Genomic DNA, 19,413 nt, shown 5'->3' with positions numbered 1-19,413 from the left:
ATGTTATGCTCGGCGCAGCTATGGCGGAAGCTGCACGGGTTGCACTGTATTTGTGCATGGCACGCCAGTCATGAGGGGAATTCAATGGACCTGCCCGACCTGAACCTGCTGCTCACCCTGGACGTCCTGCTGGCCGAAGGCAGCGTGGCGCGCGCCGGACGGCGCCTGCACCTGAGTCCCTCGGCCATGAGCCGTGCGCTGGCCCGGCTGCGCGCCTGCACCGGCGATCCCCTGCTGGTGCGGGCCGGGCGCGGCCTGGTGCCCACGCCGCGCGCCCTGGAACTGCGCGAGCGCCTGCCGCAGCTGGTGCAGGAGGTGCAGGCCGCGCTGCGCCCGGCCGCCCCGCCCGACCTGCGCCAGGTGCGGCGCACGCTGGTGCTGCGCAGCAGCGACGGTTTCGTGGAGAATTTCGGCGCCGCCCTGCTGGCGCGGGTGGCCGCCGAGGCGCCGGGCGTGCGCCTGCACTTCGTGCAGAAGCTGAGCAAGGACAGCGCCGCGCTGCGCGACGGCAGTGTCGATCTCGAGACCGGGGTGCTGGGCCAGGAACTGGGGCCGGAGCTGCGGCAGCGGGCGCTGTTTCGCGACCGCTTCATCGGCGTGGTGCGGGCCGGACACCCGCTGTGCGCCGGCAAGCCGACGGCGGCGCGCTACGCGGCCGGCCAGCACGTGCTGGTATCGCGCAAGGGGGGCGACACCGGCCTGATGGATGAGGCGCTGCGCCCGCTGGGCCTGGAGCGCAAGGTGGTGGCCACGGTGGGCGGCTTTTCGGCAGCGCTGGCGCTGGCCCGCGGCTCGGACCTGATCGCCACCGTGCCGGAGCGCCACACGCGCAGCCTGCGGGAAGGCCTGCACAGCTTCGCGCTGCCGTTCGCCAGTGTGGACATCAGCGTGTCGATGCTGTGGCATCCGCGCATGGAAGCCGACCCGGTGCACCGCTGGCTGCGCCAGTCGCTGTACGAGGTGTGCGCGGCCGAGCGCGCGCCGGACAGCTGAGCGCGCGCTGCGCTGGCAGTTTTCATGCCCATCTTGGCAGCGGCCTGGCCATGCCCAGCGGCACACTCCTTCTTTCGGCGTTTGCGCTTGCTGCCGTGCACAACGGCGCAGGCCTGCGGTGTCCATCTTTCTGCCTGAATCCGGGCGGGCGGGAGGCGCCGCTGCCGCTGTTCCGATAACAGAAATGAGGATGGCATGAAGCTGAAACACAAGATGGCCCTGTGCATGGGGCTGGTATTTTTCCTGTTTACGCTGGCCCTGGGCATGGCCGTCACCGGCATGCAGAACGCCACCGTGAAATTCGATACATTCATCCAGCGCGACCAGGCCTTCCTGACCGAGACCAACACGCTGTACGCGCAGGGCTTGCAGATGGGGCAGGCACTGCGCAACGTGATCCTGGCGCCGGCCAACAAGCAGGGCTACAAGAACCTGGACGACGCGCGCGAAGCGTTCCGCAAGGCCTTGCCCAGGGCGCAGCAGCTGGCGCAGGCCGGTGCCGGGGAGGCGGCCGTGCTGGCCAAGATCCAGGCGCACCACGCCGAGCAGGCGGAGCTGCAGGAAAAGATCGTGGCGCTGGTTAAACAGGACCAGACCGCGGCCATCGCGCTGCTGAATGCCGGGGAAACACCGCTGTGGCGCCAGATCCGCGGCGCGCTGATCGGCCTGATCAAGGAAAAGAACGCCTCGGTCGAGCAGAGCAAGGCTGAGCTGGCGGCGACCACGCAGCGCATGCTGGTGCTCAGCCTGGGCTTCGGCGCCGGCGCGCTGGTGATCGGCGCCGCAGTGGCGTTCTGGCTGACGCGCAATCTGTTGCGCCAGCTGGGCGGCGAGCCCGACTATGCAGCCTCCATTGCCGCCGCCATTGCGGCGGGCGACCTGACCGCCGCGGTCGACGTGGACGACGAATCCAATACCGGCAGCCTGATGTTTGCCATGCGCAGCATGCAGGCCTGCCTGGCACAGCTGGTGCAGCAGGTGCGCGACGGCACGGACGCGATCACGACCGCCTCGGTGGAAATTGCCACCGGCAACCTGGACCTGTCGGCCCGTACCGAGGCCCAGGCCGGCTCGCTGGAGGAAACCGCCGCCTCGATGGAAGAGCTGACTTCCACCGTGCAGCAGAACGGCGAAAGCGTGCGGCATGCCAACGAGCTGGCGGTCAAGGCATCGGAGGTGGCGGCCAAGGGCGGCGAGGTGGTGCGCGAAGTGGTTGGCACCATGGGGTCGATCAACGCCTCGGCGAAACGTATCGTGGACATCATCTCCGTCATCGACGGCATTGCCTTCCAGACCAATATCCTGGCGCTGAATGCCGCGGTGGAGGCGGCGCGTGCGGGCGAGCAGGGGCGCGGCTTTGCCGTGGTGGCCTCCGAGGTGCGCAACCTGGCGCAGCGCAGCGCGGCCGCCGCAAAGGAGATCAAGGCCCTGATCGGCGATTCGGTGGACAAGGTAGCCGCGGGCAGCAAGCTGGTGGATATCGCCGGCGCCACCATGGGCGAGGTGGTGGCCAGCGTCACCCGCGTGACCGGCATCATGGCTGAAATCAGCCGGGCGGGCCAGGAGCAGGCGGCCGGCATCGCCCAGGTGAACCAGGCGATCGTGCAGATGGACGGTGTGACGCAGCAGAATGCGGCACTGGTGGAACAGGCCGCGGCCGCGGCCGATTCCATGCAGGCGCAGGCGCAGCAGCTGCTGGCGGTGGTGGGCACCTTCAAGCTGGCGGCCCAGCGCAGCGCCACCCCGGCGGCCGTGCGCGGCCCTGCACGCGAGATGGCGCACAGCCGCCTGATCGGTATCGGCAACTGAGCGCGGTCCCGCGTCCGCGTCGCACGCCAGCCCTTGCGGCTGGCGTTTTTTTATCGGGGGAATAAAAAAAGGCCGGTGCAGGGGGGGCTGCACCGGCCGAAGGAAAAGCAATCGCGGCGGCGGATCGCCAACGCCGCCGCGCCGCAGGCAGGCAAGCCGGAACCTTCAGACCGGTCGCTGCCGAAGCGGACGGACTGCGTGGGGCGCAGTCCGATTGTCATGCACTGCAGGGAGACTACAGCACCCAGCCATTGTAGGGGCCGCCTTCCGGCTGCGGCTGCCAGCCAGCAGCGAAATACTGCCAGCCTGCGGCGTTGTTGCTGGCCGGACGCGCCGCCGCCTGTTTGGCAGCCGCGGGCCGGTCGATGGCAGCCGCGCCGCCGGGGACACGTTAGGCTGGCACCGTCGTATCGCGCTGGGCATACCGGAACCCCGTATGCGCGCGTCCAGTTTGTTGAGAAAGGCTCTGCCATGAATTTTCCGATCAGTTTCCCGCTGGCCGCCGCTGCCGACGGGCCCGCGCCGCCGCTGCCAAAGGTGCTCGATGCCGGCCGTTTCCAGCGCGCCGTGCACGAGGCGGCCTTGCGCTGCCGGGATGGCGCGGATGGCTTCGCAGTGATCCTGCTCAGCCTGGAACGCTGGCCGGCGCTGGCCAGCGTCTACGACCGCGGCAGCAGCGAGCAGCTGTTCGCCGAGATCCTGCAGCGCTTGCGCCAGGCGGTCGGCAAGCGCGGGCAGGTGGCCTGGCTGCATTCGGCCCAGTTCGCCATCCTGGCCGAGACGGCCTGTCCCGGCAGCCAGCGCGCCTTCGGCCAGCAACTGTATGCGCTGATCAGCCGCCCTTACCTGGTGGACGGCGGGGAGCTGGTGCTGCAGGCGGCCGCCGGGCTGGGCAGCTTTCCGCAGGACGGCGCCACGGCCGATGCCGTGTGCGACGCGGCCGCCGCCGCCTTGCGCTACCACCAGCAGCTGGGCCGCTACGGCCTGGCCTGCTTCGATGTTCAGCTCGGCCATACGGTGCGGCGCCAGGCCGAGCTGGAGCGCTCGCTGCGCAAGGCCTTGGGGCGCGGCGAATTCGTGCTGGAGTACCAGCCGCGGCTGCATGCCGGTTCGATGCAGGTGGTGGCGGCCGAAGCCCTCCTGCGCTGGGACCATCCGCAACTGGGCCGCATCGGTCCGCTCGAATTCGTGGCCCAGGCCGAAGCGCAGGGCCTGATCGGCGAGATCGGGCGCTGGGTGCTCGACAGCGCCTGCGAATTCGGCGCCAGCCTGCTGCGTGCCGGGCGGCCGCTGCGGGTGTCGGTCAACCTGTCGGCACGCCAGCTGGAAGATGCCCGCATCGTGGAGGACGTGGCGCAGGCGCTGGCGCGCGCGCAGCTGCCGCCTGAGCTGCTCGAACTGGAGCTGACGGAAAGCGTGCTGGTGGAAGACCACGAGCGCTGCGCGGCACTGCTGCGCCGCCTGAAGGCGCTGGGCGTGCTGCTGTCGGTGGACGATTTCGGCACCGGCTACTCCTCGCTGGCCTATCTGCAGCTGTTCCCGGTCGACGCCATCAAGCTCGACAAAACCTTCGTCAACCGCGAAGGCGGCCCGGTCACGGGCATGAAGCTGGTCAAGGCCCTGATCGACCTGGCCCATGCGCTCGACCTGGAGGTGGTGGCCGAAGGCGTGGAGGGGCCGGAAGTGCTGCTGTTCCTGCAGGCCAATGGCTGCGACGAGATCCAGGGCTACCTGGTGTCGCGCCCCCTGCCGGCGCCGCAGCTACGCCAGTTCTGCGAGCGCCACCGTGGCGCCTGGGCGCCTCCGGCGGCGCCGCGCCGCTGCCGCAAATGCTGAGGCGCCGATGGCTCAGGGCGCCGGGTCCGGCGTGTCCGGGCGCCGCCGGCGCAGTGCGCGGCGGACCGTGGTGGCCGAGGTGAAGCCGGTGCGCTTGGCGACTTCCTTCAGGCTGAGATCGCACATGAGCAGTTGACGTGCCCGTTCCAGCCGTACCTGGGTCACATAATCGACCGGTGTGAAGCCGGTGAAGGCCTTGAAGCGCCGGTGGAAGTTGCGTTCCGACATGGACACGCGCGTCGCCATGGCCGCAATGTCGAGCTGGCTGTCGATGTTCTGGTTGACCCATTCCACCAGCTGCGCCAGTTCGCGGTCGCGCCCGCCGCGGCTCTGGGCCGCGAGCACCGGACTGACCTGAGCTTGTGCGCTGCTGCGCCGGCCGGCCACGAGCAAATGCCGTGCCACGAGGTTGGCCAGGCGCCGCCCGCAGTCCTGCTCCACCATGTCGAGGCACATGTCCAGCACCGGTGCGCCGCCGGGGCAGGACCACAAGCGGCCGTCACGCTGGAACAGCACGGTCTCGTCGATCTGCATGGCCACGCCCATGCCTTCCAGCTGGAACCGGGTGCCGGCGCGCGCCGATACTTTGCAATCGCGCCCCAGGCCCAACTGGGCCAGGGCCAGCAAACCGCCATCGACCGCACACCAGCGCCGTGCCTGCTGCAGTTGTGCCGCCAGCCACCGGCGCAAGCCGGGCACGGCATTTTCCGCAGGTAAGGCACCGCTCAGCACCAGCGTATCGATGGGCACCGCGAGCTGGGCGAACGGCCGCGTGCCGAGACGGACCCCATCGGCCAACAGTACCGTGTCCGCCGGCGCCACCAGCACGATCTCGTACCAGTGCCGGCCGTCGAGCCGGTTAGCCTGGGCGAAGACGGCGGCGATTGCGGCCACGTCGATCGCGCTGCTACCTTCGCTGCAATATAGTGCAATTGTTTGCGGTCCGGCAGCGGGCGGCGTGGCTGCTTCGCGGCCGCGTAATTCGGGAGGAGAGAACATAATTAACGGTACAGGAGAGTAGGGCGGCGCAGCAGGTACTCGGCGACGGCAAGATTGATCAGCCAGCCTGCGGCCATACACAGCAGGCGCGCGGCCGGCGGGGGGGCACCCTCGCCGAGCAGAAAAGGCAGATGGGTCAGCACCTGGGTGCCGGCGCCCAGGCCGAGCGCGTAGGCGCGCAGCATCCAGGCCCGATGTGCAGCATAGTGGCGCCGGCGGCCGGCGTGCATGCCGGCCAGCAGGCACAGGGCGAGACCAGCGGCAGCCAGCGCGCGCAGCCAGGACAAGGGGGGCGGGTCGGTGGCTGCCACCGGGTATACGGCCAGGGCCCAGCAGGCCGACAGGGCGGCCAGCAGACCGGCGCCCCAGGCCAGTTGCCCGAGCCGGGCGTGGCGCCGCGGCGCCCGCAGGCGTGCGGACGGTATCAGCTGCCAAGCGCCGAGCAGGGCGAACAGGCTGGCGCTGAGCAGATGCACGATCATCGGCGCGGGCGTGGCGCTGAAGCGGGCCAGCGCCGGATGCGTGGCATTACTGCCGAAATAGTACAGGCGGCTGGCGGCAGCCAGTATAGGGACCGCCGCCAGCAGCAACAGGCCAGCCAGCAGCCAACATTCTTGCCGCGGCCAGGGCCCGGCAGGGCCGCCGTTCGCGCGACCGGGCGATTGCCGCGATTTGATATTCCCGAACATGGTACCTGCAGACTTTCTACAAAAACAGATCAGTGGACCGAACGTGCCAGTGTCGCGCGGCCTGCCGTTGGCAGCCAGTGCGATTCTGGTCAACTTTCAGTCATTTTTTACCGTCGTGCTGTTGCGCCGGACGCCAGCGCCAGAGCAGCCATGCCACGGCCATGATGGCCAGCGTTCCCGGGACGCTGGCCTCCAGCCCGAAGGCGCCGCCGGTCAGCCAGTCGGGACCGTTCAACTGCTGGCGGCAGAGGTGCTCCGTCGCATGGCCGCTGACACCGAACCCCAACAGGGGACCCTGCAGCCAATTGGCGCCCAGGTGCAAGCCGATCGGCAGGGCCAGGCCGCCGCTGCGCAGGGCCGCCAGGCCGAACGCCAGGCCGGCGATGAAGATATTGGCCATGGCCAGCACGTGCGTGACGCCGTGCATGCCAGGGTTATTCATATGCACCAGCAGGAAATGGCCGGCGCTGAGCAGCACGGCAGTTGCCGGGCCCAGCCCGTCTTGCAGGCGGCGGAACACAAAGCCGCGGAACACCACTTCCTCCAGCACCGTAGCGCTCATCAGGGCAAGCAGGCCCGCCACCAATGTGCTGAGCGGACCGTCGCATGTCATGCGCGTGGCGCCTAGCAGCAGAAGAAACAGGGTAGGCATGCCCCACAGCGCCGCGGCCAGCAGCGTGCCCAGTCCGAAGTAGTGCAGCCAGACCAGCCCAGGCTGGCCGCTAAGCTCCCGCCACGGGCGCCGGCGGCCGGTCTGCAGCAATGCCGTCACGGCGAGGGCCGCGCCCAGCTGCCACAGCTCGGGCACCTGGCCTTGCGGCGCCAGCTGTATCAGCCCGGCCACGGCCACACCCAGCGCCAGATAGAACAGCAGGATCCACCAGCCATTCCGCAAGGCGCCGCTGGCGCCGTAAAACAGGGTGCGAATCATGTTATGGATATTAAGTTGATATTCAGTGCACGATACCGCGCGGCCGTCGCCAGCGGAACTGGCGCGGCACGCAATGTTCAGCTGCAGCGCACGCTTGCCCTCGCATCGCGCCACACCCGGTGGTCGCTGCTACTGCCAAAATTGCGCTACGGCTGCCAACGCGGCAGCGGCAGCGCGCTCCGGCCATTGTTGTGGCCAGGCAGGTTTGCCATGCTATGCCCCGTGCCCGGGTTCTGCCAGCCGGGCCAGGGCGGCCATTCCGGTGCCGCTTACCGCTGCTGGCATGACAAGCTTGGAGATCAGACAGATGAAGTTGCAGAATATGAGCGTGGCCTCGCGCCTTGGGGCCGGATTTGGCTTGGTGGCATTGTTGCTGGGCGTGGTGGTCGCGTTGGCCTTGTCCATCATTCAGGATGGCATGAACCAGCTGACGCAGATAAGTGACAAGGAGGTCCAGCTGGCTGCGGCAATGGACATGACCGTGACCGAGCGGGCACTGGCGCTGCGCAATCTGATCCTGCTGCAGGAAGAAAAGGAAATCCAGATCGAGATCAAGCGTATTGCCGAGCAAGGCCGGCGTTATGCGGAAGCTCACGAACAACTGAGCCGCCTGTTCGATCGGACGCCGGGAACGGACAGCCAGGAACGCGCATTGCTCGCTCAGGTCGCGCAGCAGGCCGAGCTCGCGGGGCCCTTTATCCGCCGTGCAGCGGAGCTCGCGCTCGACAAGAAACCGCAGGACGCTTACCGACTGTTGCGCTATGACTACCGGCCGGTACAGCGCAAGTGGTGGGATCTGCTGCGCGAGCTGCGCGCCCTGGAAGAGAAGCAGAACAAGGAAGCCGTGTTGGCCGCAGCGGCAGGATATCAGCGGGCACGCTGGCTGGTCAGCGGCTTTGGCATCCTGGCGCTCGCCGCCAGCGCGGCGGCGGCGCTGCTGATCACGCGCAGCGTGGTACGCCAGCTGGGCTGCGAACCGCAGGAGGCCGCGGCCATTGCGGCCCGGATTGCGGCCGGCAATCTTGCGGATACCATCACCCCGCGCGCTGGCGATCAGTCCAGCTTGCTGTTTGCGATGAAGTCAATGCGCGACAGCCTGACCCAGATGGTACACCGCGTGCGCAGCAGTACGGATACTCTCAGCGTCAGCGCCGGCCAACTGGCCGGCGGCAATGCCGACCTGTCGGCACGTACCGAGCAGCAGGCCAGCGCCCTGGAGCAGACCGCGGCCTCGATGGAGCAATTGACCTCGGCGGTCCAGCACAATGCCGACAATGCGCGCCAAGCCAACGGCCTGGTCAGCTCGGCTACCGAAATCGCTACCCAGGGTGGCACGGTGGTGGCCCAGGTAGTCGATACGATGGCCGCTATCAACGCTTCGGCGCGCAAGATTGTCGATATCATTGGCGTCATTGACGGCATCGCCTTCCAGACCAATATCCTGGCGCTGAACGCGGCCGTTGAAGCGGCCCGTGCCGGCGAACAGGGTCGCGGTTTTGCGGTGGTGGCCAGCGAGGTGCGCAACCTGGCGCAGCGTTCGGCCGCCGCCGCCAAGGAAATCAAGGGCCTGATCGGCGACTCGGTCGATAAGGTTCAACTGGGCAACAAACTGGTTGATGAAGCCGGCGCCACCATGCAGAACGTAGTGGCCAGCGTGCGCCAGGTGGCCGACATCATGGGCGAGATCGTGGCGGCTAGCCAAGAGCAGTCGCAGGGCATCGCCCAGGTCAACTCGGCTATCGTGCAGATGGACAGTGTGACCCAGCAAAATGCCGCCCTGGTGGAGGAAGCGACGGCGGCCACCGAATCGATGCACGAGCTGGCCACACAGCTGAGCGATGCCGTCGGCGCATTCCTGCTGGAACAGGCCGCGCCTGCCCGCCTTGGCAGTCCAGCCATGTTGCTGCCGCGACGGATCGCAGCGCGAGCCTGAGTCCGCAGGCTCACGGCGCCGGCCAGGCCGGTGCCGCCACGGCAAGGCGCTGCTGACGGGCAGCGCCTTGCCGTTTCTTCTTGTAGGTCAGGTCGCACGCTGGGCGGCATCGGGCCGCAACCAGCCCGTTCGCATGGCTCAGATTCTGCCGGCGCCGGCCACCATCCCACCGATCGTTCAGACTCGACCGGCATGCCCCCCAGGACGGCAGGCCGGACTTTTCCATGCCTGAGGTGCGGCAGGCCGCGGCGCGGCCCTGTTCCAGGTGGCCGCCGCCGCTTCCTCCACCAGGGCGGCATTCTGCTGGGTCACGCTGTCCATCCGCACGATGGCCGAGTTGACCTGGGCGATCCCCTGCGACTGCTCCTGGCTGGCCGCCATGATCTCGGCCATGATATCGGCCACCTGCCGTACGCTGGCCACCACATTGTGCATGGTGGCGCCGGCTTCATCGACCAGCTTGTTGCCCAGCTGGACCTTGTCGACCGAGTCGCCGATCAGGCCCTTGATTTCCTTGGCGGCGCCGGCCGAACGCTGCGCCAGGTTGCGCACCTCGGTCGCCACCACCGCGAAACCACGGCCCTGTTCGCCGGCGCGGGCCGCTTCCACCGCCGCGTTCAGCGCCAGGATATTGGTCTGGAAGGCGATGCCGTCAATGACGCCGATGATGTCGACGATCTTGCGCGCCGAGGCGTCGATGGCGGCCATGGTGTCGACCACCTGCGCCACCACCGCGCCCCCCAGGGTGGCGATTTCTGTGGCCGAGCTGACCAGGCCGTTGGCCTGGCGCGCATTGTCGGCATTGTGCTGGACGGCCGAGGTCAGCTGCTCCATCGAGGCCGCCGTTTCCTACAGCGCGCTGGCCTGCTGCTCGGTGCGCGCCGACAGGTCGACATTGCCGCCGGCCAGCTGGCCGGCGCTGACGCTGAGGGTGTCGGTGCTGCTGCGCACGCGCTGCACGATGTCGGTCAGGCTGTCGCGCATGGACTTCATCGCAAACAGCAGGCTGGACTGGTCGCCGGGGCGCGGCGTGATGGCCGCGGCCAGGTTGCCGGCCGCAATCTGGGCGGCGATGGCCACCGCTTCTTGCGGCTCGCAGCCCAGCTGGCGCACCACGCTGCGCGTGATCAGCAGCGCCGCCGCCGCGCTGGCAAGCAGCGCCAGCACACCGAAGCCCACCACCAGCCAGCGCGCACGGGCATAAGTCTCGGCGGCGGCAGCCACCGCGGCGGTGTTCTGCTGCTCTTCCAGCGCACGCAGCTCGCGCAGCAGATCCCACCACTGGCGCTGCACCGGCCGGAAGTCGTAGCGCAGCAGGCGGTAGGCCTCATCGGTTTTCTTGTCCAGTGCCAGCGCGGCGGCCTGCCGCACAAACGGCGTTGCCAGCTCGGCCTGCTGGCGGATGCGGGCCAGCAGCGCGTGCTCCTGGTCCGTGGTGCCGGCCATGCCGGCGAACAGGCGGCCCAGCTTTTGCTGCGCTTCCGCATAGCGTTTTTCCTGGGTGGCGATGCGTGCGACTTCGACCTGGATCTCCTTCGCTTCCTGCAGCAGGATCAGGTTGCGCAGCGCCAGCGCGCTCAGTGACGGTTTGTTCCATGGTGGCGGCGAGCTGGGCCTCGACGTCGTTGACCTAGGTGATCTGGTCCATGCCGTCCTGGATCTGGCGCATGCTCGACAGCGACAACACGATCACCACTCCCAGCAGCAGGCCCACCAGGCCGAACGCCGCGCCGAGGCGGGTAGCCACGCGCATATTCTGTAATTTCATTGTTTTGTCCTCCTGGTTCTTCATGCCGCCTGCAAGGCCGGCAGGGCGCCGGTTTCGGCGGGATCGATGGTGCAGCCGGCCAGCAGGGCGCCGGCGTCGAGCAGTACCAGCATGGCCTCGCCCGTGAGGCCGATGCCGACAATGCTCTGCGGTCCCGGCCGGTTTGCCACCTCGGGCGCCGGCCGGATGTCTTCCGGCGCCAGCGTGATCACGTCCGACACACCATCGACCACCGCGCCCACGGTCTTGCCGCCGGCCTGCAGCACCACCACCACCGTGCTAGCGTCATAGCGCACTTCGGCCAGGCCGAGCTGGATGCGCAGGTCGATCACCGGCATCATCAGGCAGCGCAGGTTCATCACGCCCTTGACCTCGGGCGGCGCGTTGGCGAGCCGGGTCACCGGCCCATAGCCGCGCAGTTCCTGCACCGCATCGATGGCGATGCCGTAGGCATCGTCGCCGATGGTGAACGAAAGGAACTCGGCCACGCCACGCGCGGCGGCCGTGCTGCATGCTGTGTTATTCATGGCTTGTCCTGAAATGGATGGAGGCAGGGCGCTCAGTAGGCCACCCAGCCATCGCTGGCATCGGCGCTGGCCACGGTGGCCGGGCGTGCCAGCCGGGCCGGGGCCCTGGCGCCAGGCCGGGACGCCGCGGCAGGGGTTGGCGCAGGCGGCGTGGCCACCGGCTGCCGCGCATCGGTGCGGAACACGCTGACCGTGCTGGCCAGCCTGCCGGCCTGCTCCTGCAGGGCGTCCGCCGCTGCCGCGGCCTCTTCCACCAGCGCCACGTTCTGCTGGGTGATCGAGTCCATATGGCCGATGGCCTGGTTGATCTGGCCCAGGCCCGCGGTCTGCTCCTCGCTGGCGGTCGAAATCTCGGCCATGATGTCGGTAACACGCTGCACGCTGCTGACGATTTCCTGCATGGTGGCGCCGGCCTGGTCCACCAGGCGCGCGCCGCTGTCGACCTTGCCGGCCGAGTCGCCGATCAGTTCCTTGATTTCGCGCGCCGCCTGGGCCGAGCGCTGCGCCAGGTTGCGCACCTCCGAGGCCACCACGGCAAAGCCGCGGCCCTGTTCGCCGGCGCGGGCCGCTTCCACCGCGGCATTCAGCGCCAGGATATTGGTCTGGAAGGCGATGCCGTCGATGACGCCCGTAATGTCGGCGATCTTCTTCGACGATTCACTGATCGAGCCCATGGTCTGCACCACATCGGCCACCACGGCGCCGCCGCGCGACGCCACTTCCGAGGCCGAGACCGCAAGGCGTCGGGCCTGGCGCGCATTCTCGGCGTTCTGGCCTACCGTGCTGGTGAGCTGCTCCATGGACGACGCGGTCTGTTCCAGCGAGCTGGCCTGGCCGCTGGTGCGTTCCGACAGGTCCAGGTTACCTGCCGCGATCTGGCGCGAGGCGCTGGCGATCATGTCGGTACCCGTGTGGACCTCGCTGACGATGGCGGCCAGGCTGCTGCGCATCTTGCCCAGCGCCGCCAGCAGTTGCCCGATTTCGTTGTTGCCGCGGCTGTCGATCGAGCCGGTCAGGTCGCCGTCCGCCACGCGCTCGGCGACCGTGACCGCTTCACGCAGCGGCCGCACCACGGCCGTGACCAGCACCAGGGCCACGGCGGTGCCGAGCGCCGTGCCCATCACCAGCACGGCGCCGCTGGCGAAGGCAATGCGGGCCTGCATCGTGCCGAGCCGCTCTTCGGCTTCCCGGGCGTGGCTGTCGGCCAGCTTGCTGAGTTCATGCATGGCGGCGTCGCCTGCGCGATAGCGCGGGTTGATATGCTTGATTAACACGTCTTCCGCATCGTCCCAGCGTCCGGAACGCAGGTCGGCAAGGGCGGCCCGCACTGGTTCCAGGCCGAGCCCTTCGCTGGCCGTAAACCATTCCTGGGCCAACCGCCTTTCCTCGGCATCCGTGATACTGGCCAGGTATTCTTCCCAGCGATTGGCGAGCCGGGCCGAGACGGTATCGATGGTATCGAAGTGCACGGTCAGGGGGTGGTCATGCAGGCGCGACCAGGCGAAACCGGGATTGTGCTGCAGGGCTTGCAGGACCTGGCTACGGTTGGTCTCCATGTCGAGCCGGATCGCATTGCGGCTGATGGCGCTGGCGTGGTTGTTGACCGTGACCGTACGCACCAGGTGCGAGCCGTAGAAGCCGAGGGCGCCCACGGTCAGGATCAGCAGCACCATGATGACCGGGGCTGCCATCGACACGGTTTTTATCTTCACATTTCGAAACATCGTTCTCTCCAATTGATCGCCTCAAGATCTGCCGCGGCGCGCCCGGTGTTGCGGCGCGGAGCAGGCAGAGATGAAAAAGTGTGAGGCAATCCGCACGTCCGGACCATGGCGTTTCCGGTCAAAATTCGTGCAATTCTGCCGCGCGGCCGGGGCGTCGCGTACGGCACCGGCGACGCGGCGTGCGGACGCGGCGGCGCCGGCACCGCCGGCGCGGGGAAAGTGGAAGAGGGGAGAGGTGCGCCGTGGGCGGCGCGCCGGGGGCGTCAGGCCGCGTCCTGCGGCCGCTTGTAACGGTTGCGGTATTCGAGCGGCGTCAGGCCGGTGAGGCCCTTGAACATGCGGCGCATGGTGGATTCGCTGCTGAAGCCGAGCGCGTCACTGATGGCGCTGGCCGGAACGGAGGTCAGGATCAGGCGCTCGCTGACCTGGTGCAGCTTGATGCGCCGCAGATAGCTGGCAATGGGCAGGCCGGACGCAGCGCTGACCTTGCGTGACAGGGTGCGCTCGGTGGTGCCGATGACATCGGCCAGCTTGCGCACCGTGATGTCCGCCGCCGGCAGGGCCTGGGCGGTGATGAACAGCTGGCGCATCAGTTCATCGCCCTGCTGCACGATGTCCATCGCATGGAAGACCTGGTGGGCGCGGTCCGGCCGCGGCAGCACCATCATCTTGATCATGTCGCTGTAAACATGCTTGCCGATGTATTTATCCATCAGCTCCTTGGCCAGCAGCTGGAAGGCGAAGGCAGCTGCGGCGGTGGCATTGCGCCGGTTGGCGATCACGCTGAGCTCGATATTCCAGATCACATTCGGATGGCGCTTGCGCAGCATGTCCGCCAGCCACCACGAGGTAGTGGCGGGCTGGCCCTTGAGGCGGCCGGTGGCCGCCACCAGGCACACGCCCACGCAGTAGCTGAGCAGCATGACCTCGTTGCCGAGCTGGCTGAGTCCGTTGACCACGTCCTGGCGCCCGTCCACCACCTGTTCCAGTTCCTGCAGCGAGTCGGTCCAGCACGGCGGCACCAGTACGGCATCGAGCTCGGCGCGGCCGAGCGCGGCGCTGGCGTGCAGCGGATGGCCGTGGGCACAGCTGACCGGCCCGGCTTCGAGTGCAACGAACTCGGTGCGGAAAACGGCGCGGCCGGCCCGGGCGTTTGCCGAGGTCAGCAGGTCGGCGAAGGCAAACAGGCCAGCCGGCATGCAGCCGGGATAAAGCAGCAGGCCGATGCGCAGGGTATCCGTCGGGGCAGCACGCATGATGTCTCCTGGTTCAGGTGAGCCGCGCAGCCGGCCCGGGCTGAACCCAGTGTAGCAGGACGATCTGGCGCTGGAAGGTGCAGAAAAGCATTTATGGGACAGGGGCAAAACCATTGAGTATGGCAGGCGCGGCCTGGTTATGGCACCAGAGTGGCCGTGACGGGCGCCGCACTTGGCGGTATAGTGCCTGAGCTTGGCAGTTACGGTGCGTTGCGGCCGGCAGGAGGCGGCGTGGCAGCGCTGGGTAACCATGAGGTAGTGGCAAATGCGCAACGAACAGCGCAATCTGGTCTGGCCACTTTGCGTTTCATGGTGTTTTTTCTTGTTCAATTGGTCTGGCCAGTTTAGTATCTGGTTGTACCAGTGAAAATAAGTGATCGAGCCAATTCGATCAAAAAACAGGAGGAGACACATGAGTTCTGCACGTAAACCCGAATTACGCCGTGTGGCGCTGGCATCCGCTGTTGCTGCCGCCGTGCTGCAAATGTCTGGGCAGGTACACGCCCGGCAGACCGAAACCAAGGCCGAACCAGTGCAGGCCGTGGTGGTGACTGGCTCGCTGATCCGCCGCGTGGCGGATGAAGGCGCGATCCCACTGATGACCGTGAAGGCAACGGAACTTGAAGCGCGCGGCCACACCGAACTGAAAGACTTCGTGCTGGAGCAGCCGCAGTCGCTGTCCCTCGGCACCAACTCCGGCGCTGCCGGTCCCGTCACCAACCTGCGTGGCCTGGGCCCGATGCGTACCCTGTCGCTGCTGAACGGCCGCCGGCTCGCCAACGAGCCGCTGCAGGACCAGTACATCTCCGTCAACGTGATTCCGCGCATGGCGCTGGACCGGGTTGAAACCCTGAACGGCGGCGCGGCATCCATCTACGGCGCGGACGCCATCGGCGGCGTGCAGAATTACTGGACCAAGCGCGGTTACAAGGGCGCCTCGGTCAAGGCCGAATACGCCACGCCGGAGATGAGCGGCGACGGCCGCACCAAATCGATTGGCGCCATCGTGGGCTGGGGCGACCTGCGCGAACAAGGCTGGAATGCCTATATCGCGGTGGACCACCAGGAAAAGGGCGCGCTGTTCCAGCAGGACCGTCCGGACCAGCACGACCCGGCCACCCTGCGCACCCTGGGCCTGGGCATTACGCCGGACGCGCGCAATCCTTCGCCGATCGCGAACTTCGGTTTTGCCCGCAACGCGAACTCGAACTACAATCCGGCCTTCGCCAGCGGCTGCGCGTCGCCATACGCTTCGCCAACGCTGGGTAACAACAGCCTGGCCACACCGCCCGTGTATGCGCCGGGCTGCTTCCGTAATCCACTGTACTGGAACGCTGTTACCGATGGCAGCAAGATCACCACGGTGAGCGGCCGCGCCAGCATGAACCTGTCCGGCGGCCACAAGATCGACCTGGAAATCCTGCACGCCAATTTCACCGTCGAGAAGTACCGCGGCATGCAGGTGCCTGGCGCTACCCAGCCGTTCACAACCTACTCGCTGTCGCCGAGCAGCAAATACTATCCGGGCAATGGCATCACGCCGGCCGTGCAGGTGGTGGGCAGCAACACGGGCGCCAACAGCCCCGCCATGTTCATCGATTCGACCAAGACGCCAGGTACGGTCAGCCCGCTGAACATGAACAACCGCACCATTTACTTCCAGTGGGGTCCTGCCGAACTGGGCCCGGCTTACCGCAACGACGAACAGACCAATAACCGCATCGTGCTGTCGGCCGAGGGCGAGGTGATGGGCTGGGACTACCGCGTGGGCCTGAACTACGGCCAGTCCAAGCGCGATACCCGCGTGGGCGAAGGCTACATCCTGTATTCGAAGGCGCAGGAAGGCTTCGACAAGGGCATCCTGAATCCGTTCGGCCTGCAGGACGCAGCGGGCGCCGAATACCTGCGCAGCATCCAGGCGGAAGACTATACCTACCGCCTGAACAAGGCCTTCAACAAGAGCGTGGACGCTACCGTGTCGCGCCCGATCTGGCAGCTGGGCGGCGGCGACCTGACGCTGGCACTGTCCGGCGAACTGCGCGAAGACTCGGCCCGCACCTTCAATGCACCGCTGGATTATGTGCTGAAGAAGGCCGACGGCAGCTATAACATCGATAAGTCGGGCAACGTGGTGCAGTCCGACCTGGTGGGTGAAACCCCGCAGGGCGTGGCGAAGAAGCTGAAGCGCCAGATTTCCTCGCTGGTGATGGAGCTGGATGCGCCATTCACCGACAGCTTCGTGATGAACGGTTCGGTACGCGCCGACCATTTCGACGACCTGAAAACCACGACCGTCAACCCGGCGCTGGCAGCGCGCTGGACGCCGACCAAACAGTTGCTGCTGCGCGGCTCGGTGTCCACCGGCTTCCGTGCGCCGTCCATCATGGACATCCAGAACCCGACGCCGGAAGTGCGTACGCAGGTGATGGATGACCCGGTCCTGTGCCGCAGCTCGCAGCCAACCGTCCCGGCCACCGGCACCCCGTCGCCGGGCTACACCGCGGACCAGGTGTGTAACGTGGAAACCACCTACTGGACCAAGTCGCCGAACAACTCCTTCCTGAAGCCCGAGAAGTCGCGCGGTTTCTCCTTCGGTTTCGGCCTGGAGCCGCTGAAAGACCTGTCGATCACCGTCGACTACTGGGGCCTGAAGCTGCGTGACGTGCTGGGTGCGATCACCATCGCCGAAATCCAGCAGAATCCGGAAAAGTACGCGCAGTTCTTCGTCCGCAAGGCCGATGGCACCATCGACCACATCGTGGCCAGCCAGGCGAACCGCGGCCAGACCCGCATCCGCGGCGCGGACGTATCGGCGACCTACCGCTTCCCGAAAACCAGCGTCGGCACCTTTGACGCGAAGCTGGACGGCACCTGGTACCACAAGTACGAGTTCCAGGCCGAGAAGGACGGCGCATGGCTGTCGAACGTGGGCATCATCACCAACGACGGCCGCTACGGCGGTGCAGGCCCGAACTCCGGCCTGGCAGGCATGCCGCAGCTGAACCCGCGCTGGAAGCACACGGCGGCGCTGACCTGGACCAGCGGCGACTGGAAAACCACGCTCTCGCAGCGCTACAACACCCACTTCAAGGACCTGACGCCACGCGCCGGTTCCAGCGTGACCGAAGTGGAAGCGTATAGCCAGTACAACCTCAACGTGCGCTACGCGGGCTTCAAGAACACCGTCGTAACGCTGGGTGTGAACAACATCACCGAGGAATGGCCGCCAATCACCGCCAACACCATCTACAGCGGCGGCTACGTTACCAGCCTGGCCGATATGATGGGACGCGTGTACCGCCTCTCCGTCGAATACAAGTTCTGACCGGCTTGTAAGCCAGCTGCGGGCCCGGAAACGGGCCCGCAGCACATCTGCTGTAATGAGGACGCGATGAAGAAAGCATTGTTCATGCTGCTCGCCGCCCTGTGCATGCTGGCGCAGGCGCAAACGGTCGAACGCTGGGGCAGTATCGATATCGATCTCAAAGGGCCCGCCGGCGGCAATCCTTTTCTTGAGACAGAACTCTCCGCAAGCTTCCGCCAGGGCCAGCGCATGCTGAAGGTGCCGGGCTTCTACGATGGCGACGGCCAGTACAAGCTGCGCTTCATGCCTGACAGCGTGGGCGTGTGGGAGTATGAAACGCACAGCAACCGTCCGGAACTGGACGGGAAGAAGGGCAGCATCACCGCCGTTGCACCGGGTGCAGGCAACCACGGGCCGGTGCGGGTCAAGAATACCTGGCACTTCGCCTACGAGGATGGCACGCCGTACTGGCAGGTGGGCACCACCAGCTACGCATGGACGCACCAGACCGAGGAGCTGGAGCAGCAAACCCTGCGCACGCTCGCCGCGGCGCCATTCAACAAGATGCGCATGGGTATATTCCCCAAACGCTACGAATACAACAGGAACGAACCGCGCTTCTACGCCTTTGAAGGCCAGCCGCCCAAACAGTGGGACTTCAGCCGTTTCAATCCTGCCTTCTTCCGCCACCTCGAACAGCGCGTGGCCCAGCTGCGCGACCTCGGTATCGAGGCGGACCTGATCCTGTTCCATCCCTACGATAAAGGCGCCTGGGGTTTCGACAGCATGCCGCCGGAAGCCAACGAACGCTACCTGCGCTACGTGGTGGCGCGGCTCTCCGCCTACCGCAATGTGTGGTGGTCCATGGCCAACGAGTTCGATTTCGTGAAGAGCAAATCGATGGAGGAGTGGGACAGCTACTTCCGCATCGTGCAGGAGCAGGATCCTTACCAGCACCTGCGTTCCATCCACAATGCCTTTGTGTTCTATAACCACACCAAGCCATGGGTAACGCATGTGAGCGTGCAAAGCGGCGCGCTCACCGAGGACTTCGAGCGTGCCGTGCTGCTGCGCGACGTGTATAACAAGCCTGTGGTGTACGACGAGGTGAAGTACGAGGGCAATTTCAGGCAGCGCTGGGGGCAGCTCACGCCGGAAGAAATGGTGCTGCGCTTCTGGCAGGGCGCCATCGCGGGTACTTATGTGGGGCACAGCGAGACCTACCAGCACCCGCAGGAGATAGCGTGGTGGTCGAAGGGCGGTGTGCTGCACGGCCAGAGTCCGCAAAGGCTGGCCTTCTTCCGCAAGATCCTGAGCGAGAGCCCGGCCGAAGGGCTGGAGCCCATCGACAAATGGCAGGACCACCCGTTCGCGGGCAAGCACGCCCAGTATTACCTGGGTTACTTTGGCACGAAGAAGCCGGAAGCCTGGCCCTTCGTGCTGTTCAAGACCGGCCTGCAGGATGGCATGAAGTTCCGTGCGGAGGTGATCGATACCTGGAACATGACGGTTACGCCGGTCGATGGAGTGTTCGAAATCCGCAAGCGCGACGACTACACCTTTGCCGACAAGCAGGGACGCAGCATCAAACTTCCTGGCCGCCCGTATATGGCCTTACGCATTATCCGCATTCCATGAATATGA

Annotated in this window: 12 protein-coding genes and 1 pseudogene; 6 read left to right on the top strand and 7 right to left on the bottom strand. The window is 66.7% G+C overall.

Annotated features, from left to right (window positions below; translation table 11 throughout):
• The first annotated feature begins 84 nt into the window (after positions 1-84).
• The 3 genes from ACJRPG_RS10225 (at position 85) to ACJRPG_RS10215 (ending at position 4,638) form a co-directional block, all read left to right on the top strand.
• Positions 85-993 (top strand): LysR family transcriptional regulator, encoded by a 909-nt coding sequence (locus tag ACJRPG_RS10225; RefSeq protein ID WP_407999960.1) that lies wholly within the window; start codon positions 85-87, stop codon positions 991-993.
• 195 nt (positions 994-1,188) lie between these two features.
• The gene (locus tag ACJRPG_RS10220; protein WP_407999959.1) at positions 1,189-2,802 is read left to right on the top strand and encodes a methyl-accepting chemotaxis protein; all 1,614 of its coding nucleotides are present in this window, start codon (positions 1,189-1,191) and stop codon (positions 2,800-2,802) included.
• Positions 2,803-3,273: 471 nt separating this feature from the next.
• On the top strand, positions 3,274-4,638 hold the full coding sequence (locus ACJRPG_RS10215) for a putative bifunctional diguanylate cyclase/phosphodiesterase (protein WP_407999958.1): 1,365 nt from the start codon (positions 3,274-3,276) through the stop codon (positions 4,636-4,638).
• Positions 4,639-4,650: 12 nt separating this feature from the next.
• On the opposite strand, the gene ACJRPG_RS10210 is transcribed toward ACJRPG_RS10215, so the two are convergent.
• From ACJRPG_RS10210 to ACJRPG_RS10200, 3 genes are all read right to left on the bottom strand, one after another.
• Positions 4,651-5,637 (bottom strand): GlxA family transcriptional regulator, encoded by a 987-nt coding sequence (locus tag ACJRPG_RS10210; protein ID WP_407999957.1) that lies wholly within the window; start codon positions 5,635-5,637, stop codon positions 4,651-4,653.
• 2 nt (positions 5,638-5,639) lie between these two features.
• Positions 5,640-6,326 (bottom strand): DUF2306 domain-containing protein, encoded by a 687-nt coding sequence (locus ACJRPG_RS10205; RefSeq protein WP_407999956.1) that lies wholly within the window; start codon positions 6,324-6,326, stop codon positions 5,640-5,642.
• Positions 6,327-6,426: 100 nt separating this feature from the next.
• The gene (locus tag ACJRPG_RS10200) at positions 6,427-7,257 is read right to left on the bottom strand and encodes a CPBP family intramembrane glutamic endopeptidase (RefSeq protein ID WP_407999955.1); all 831 of its coding nucleotides are present in this window, start codon (positions 7,255-7,257) and stop codon (positions 6,427-6,429) included.
• 307 nt (positions 7,258-7,564) lie between these two features.
• Between ACJRPG_RS10200 and ACJRPG_RS10195 the strand changes: the two genes are divergently transcribed.
• Entirely contained in the window at positions 7,565-9,190 is a 1,626-nt protein-coding gene (locus tag ACJRPG_RS10195; protein WP_407999954.1) for a methyl-accepting chemotaxis protein, read from the top strand.
• Positions 9,191-9,457: 267 nt separating this feature from the next.
• On the opposite strand, the pseudogene ACJRPG_RS10190 reads toward ACJRPG_RS10195, so the two are convergent.
• The 4 genes and pseudogenes from ACJRPG_RS10190 to ACJRPG_RS10175 all read right to left on the bottom strand — a co-directional run.
• A pseudogene (locus ACJRPG_RS10190) lies at positions 9,458-10,943 on the bottom strand (methyl-accepting chemotaxis protein); the annotation flags it as partial.
• A gap of 35 nt (positions 10,944-10,978) precedes the next feature.
• Complete coding sequence (locus ACJRPG_RS10185) at positions 10,979-11,485, bottom strand: chemotaxis protein CheW (protein ID WP_407999953.1); 507 nt, start codon at positions 11,483-11,485, stop codon at positions 10,979-10,981.
• A 32-nt stretch (positions 11,486-11,517) separates the two neighbouring features.
• Complete coding sequence (locus ACJRPG_RS10180) at positions 11,518-13,197, bottom strand: methyl-accepting chemotaxis protein (protein ID WP_407999952.1); 1,680 nt, start codon at positions 13,195-13,197, stop codon at positions 11,518-11,520.
• Between the two features lie 275 nt (positions 13,198-13,472).
• Complete coding sequence (locus ACJRPG_RS10175) at positions 13,473-14,465, bottom strand: GlxA family transcriptional regulator (RefSeq protein ID WP_407999951.1); 993 nt, start codon at positions 14,463-14,465, stop codon at positions 13,473-13,475.
• Between the two features lie 412 nt (positions 14,466-14,877).
• On the opposite strand from ACJRPG_RS10175, the gene ACJRPG_RS10170 reads away from it, so the two are divergent.
• Entirely contained in the window at positions 14,878-17,790 is a 2,913-nt protein-coding gene (locus ACJRPG_RS10170) for a TonB-dependent receptor domain-containing protein (RefSeq protein WP_407999950.1), read from the top strand.
• A 66-nt stretch (positions 17,791-17,856) separates the two neighbouring features.
• Positions 17,857-19,407, top strand: coding sequence for a DUF5060 domain-containing protein (locus ACJRPG_RS10165; protein WP_407999949.1), 1,551 nt, complete (start codon positions 17,857-17,859; stop codon positions 19,405-19,407).
• Positions 19,408-19,413: the final 6 nt, after the last annotated feature.

This window comes from Pseudoduganella rhizocola, assembly GCF_045984285.3.
In the GTDB taxonomy this organism is placed as follows: domain Bacteria; phylum Pseudomonadota; class Gammaproteobacteria; order Burkholderiales; family Burkholderiaceae_D; genus Rugamonas.
Note: the sequence above shows the minus strand (reverse complement) of the source record. Positions and strands in the feature narration are given on the sequence as shown.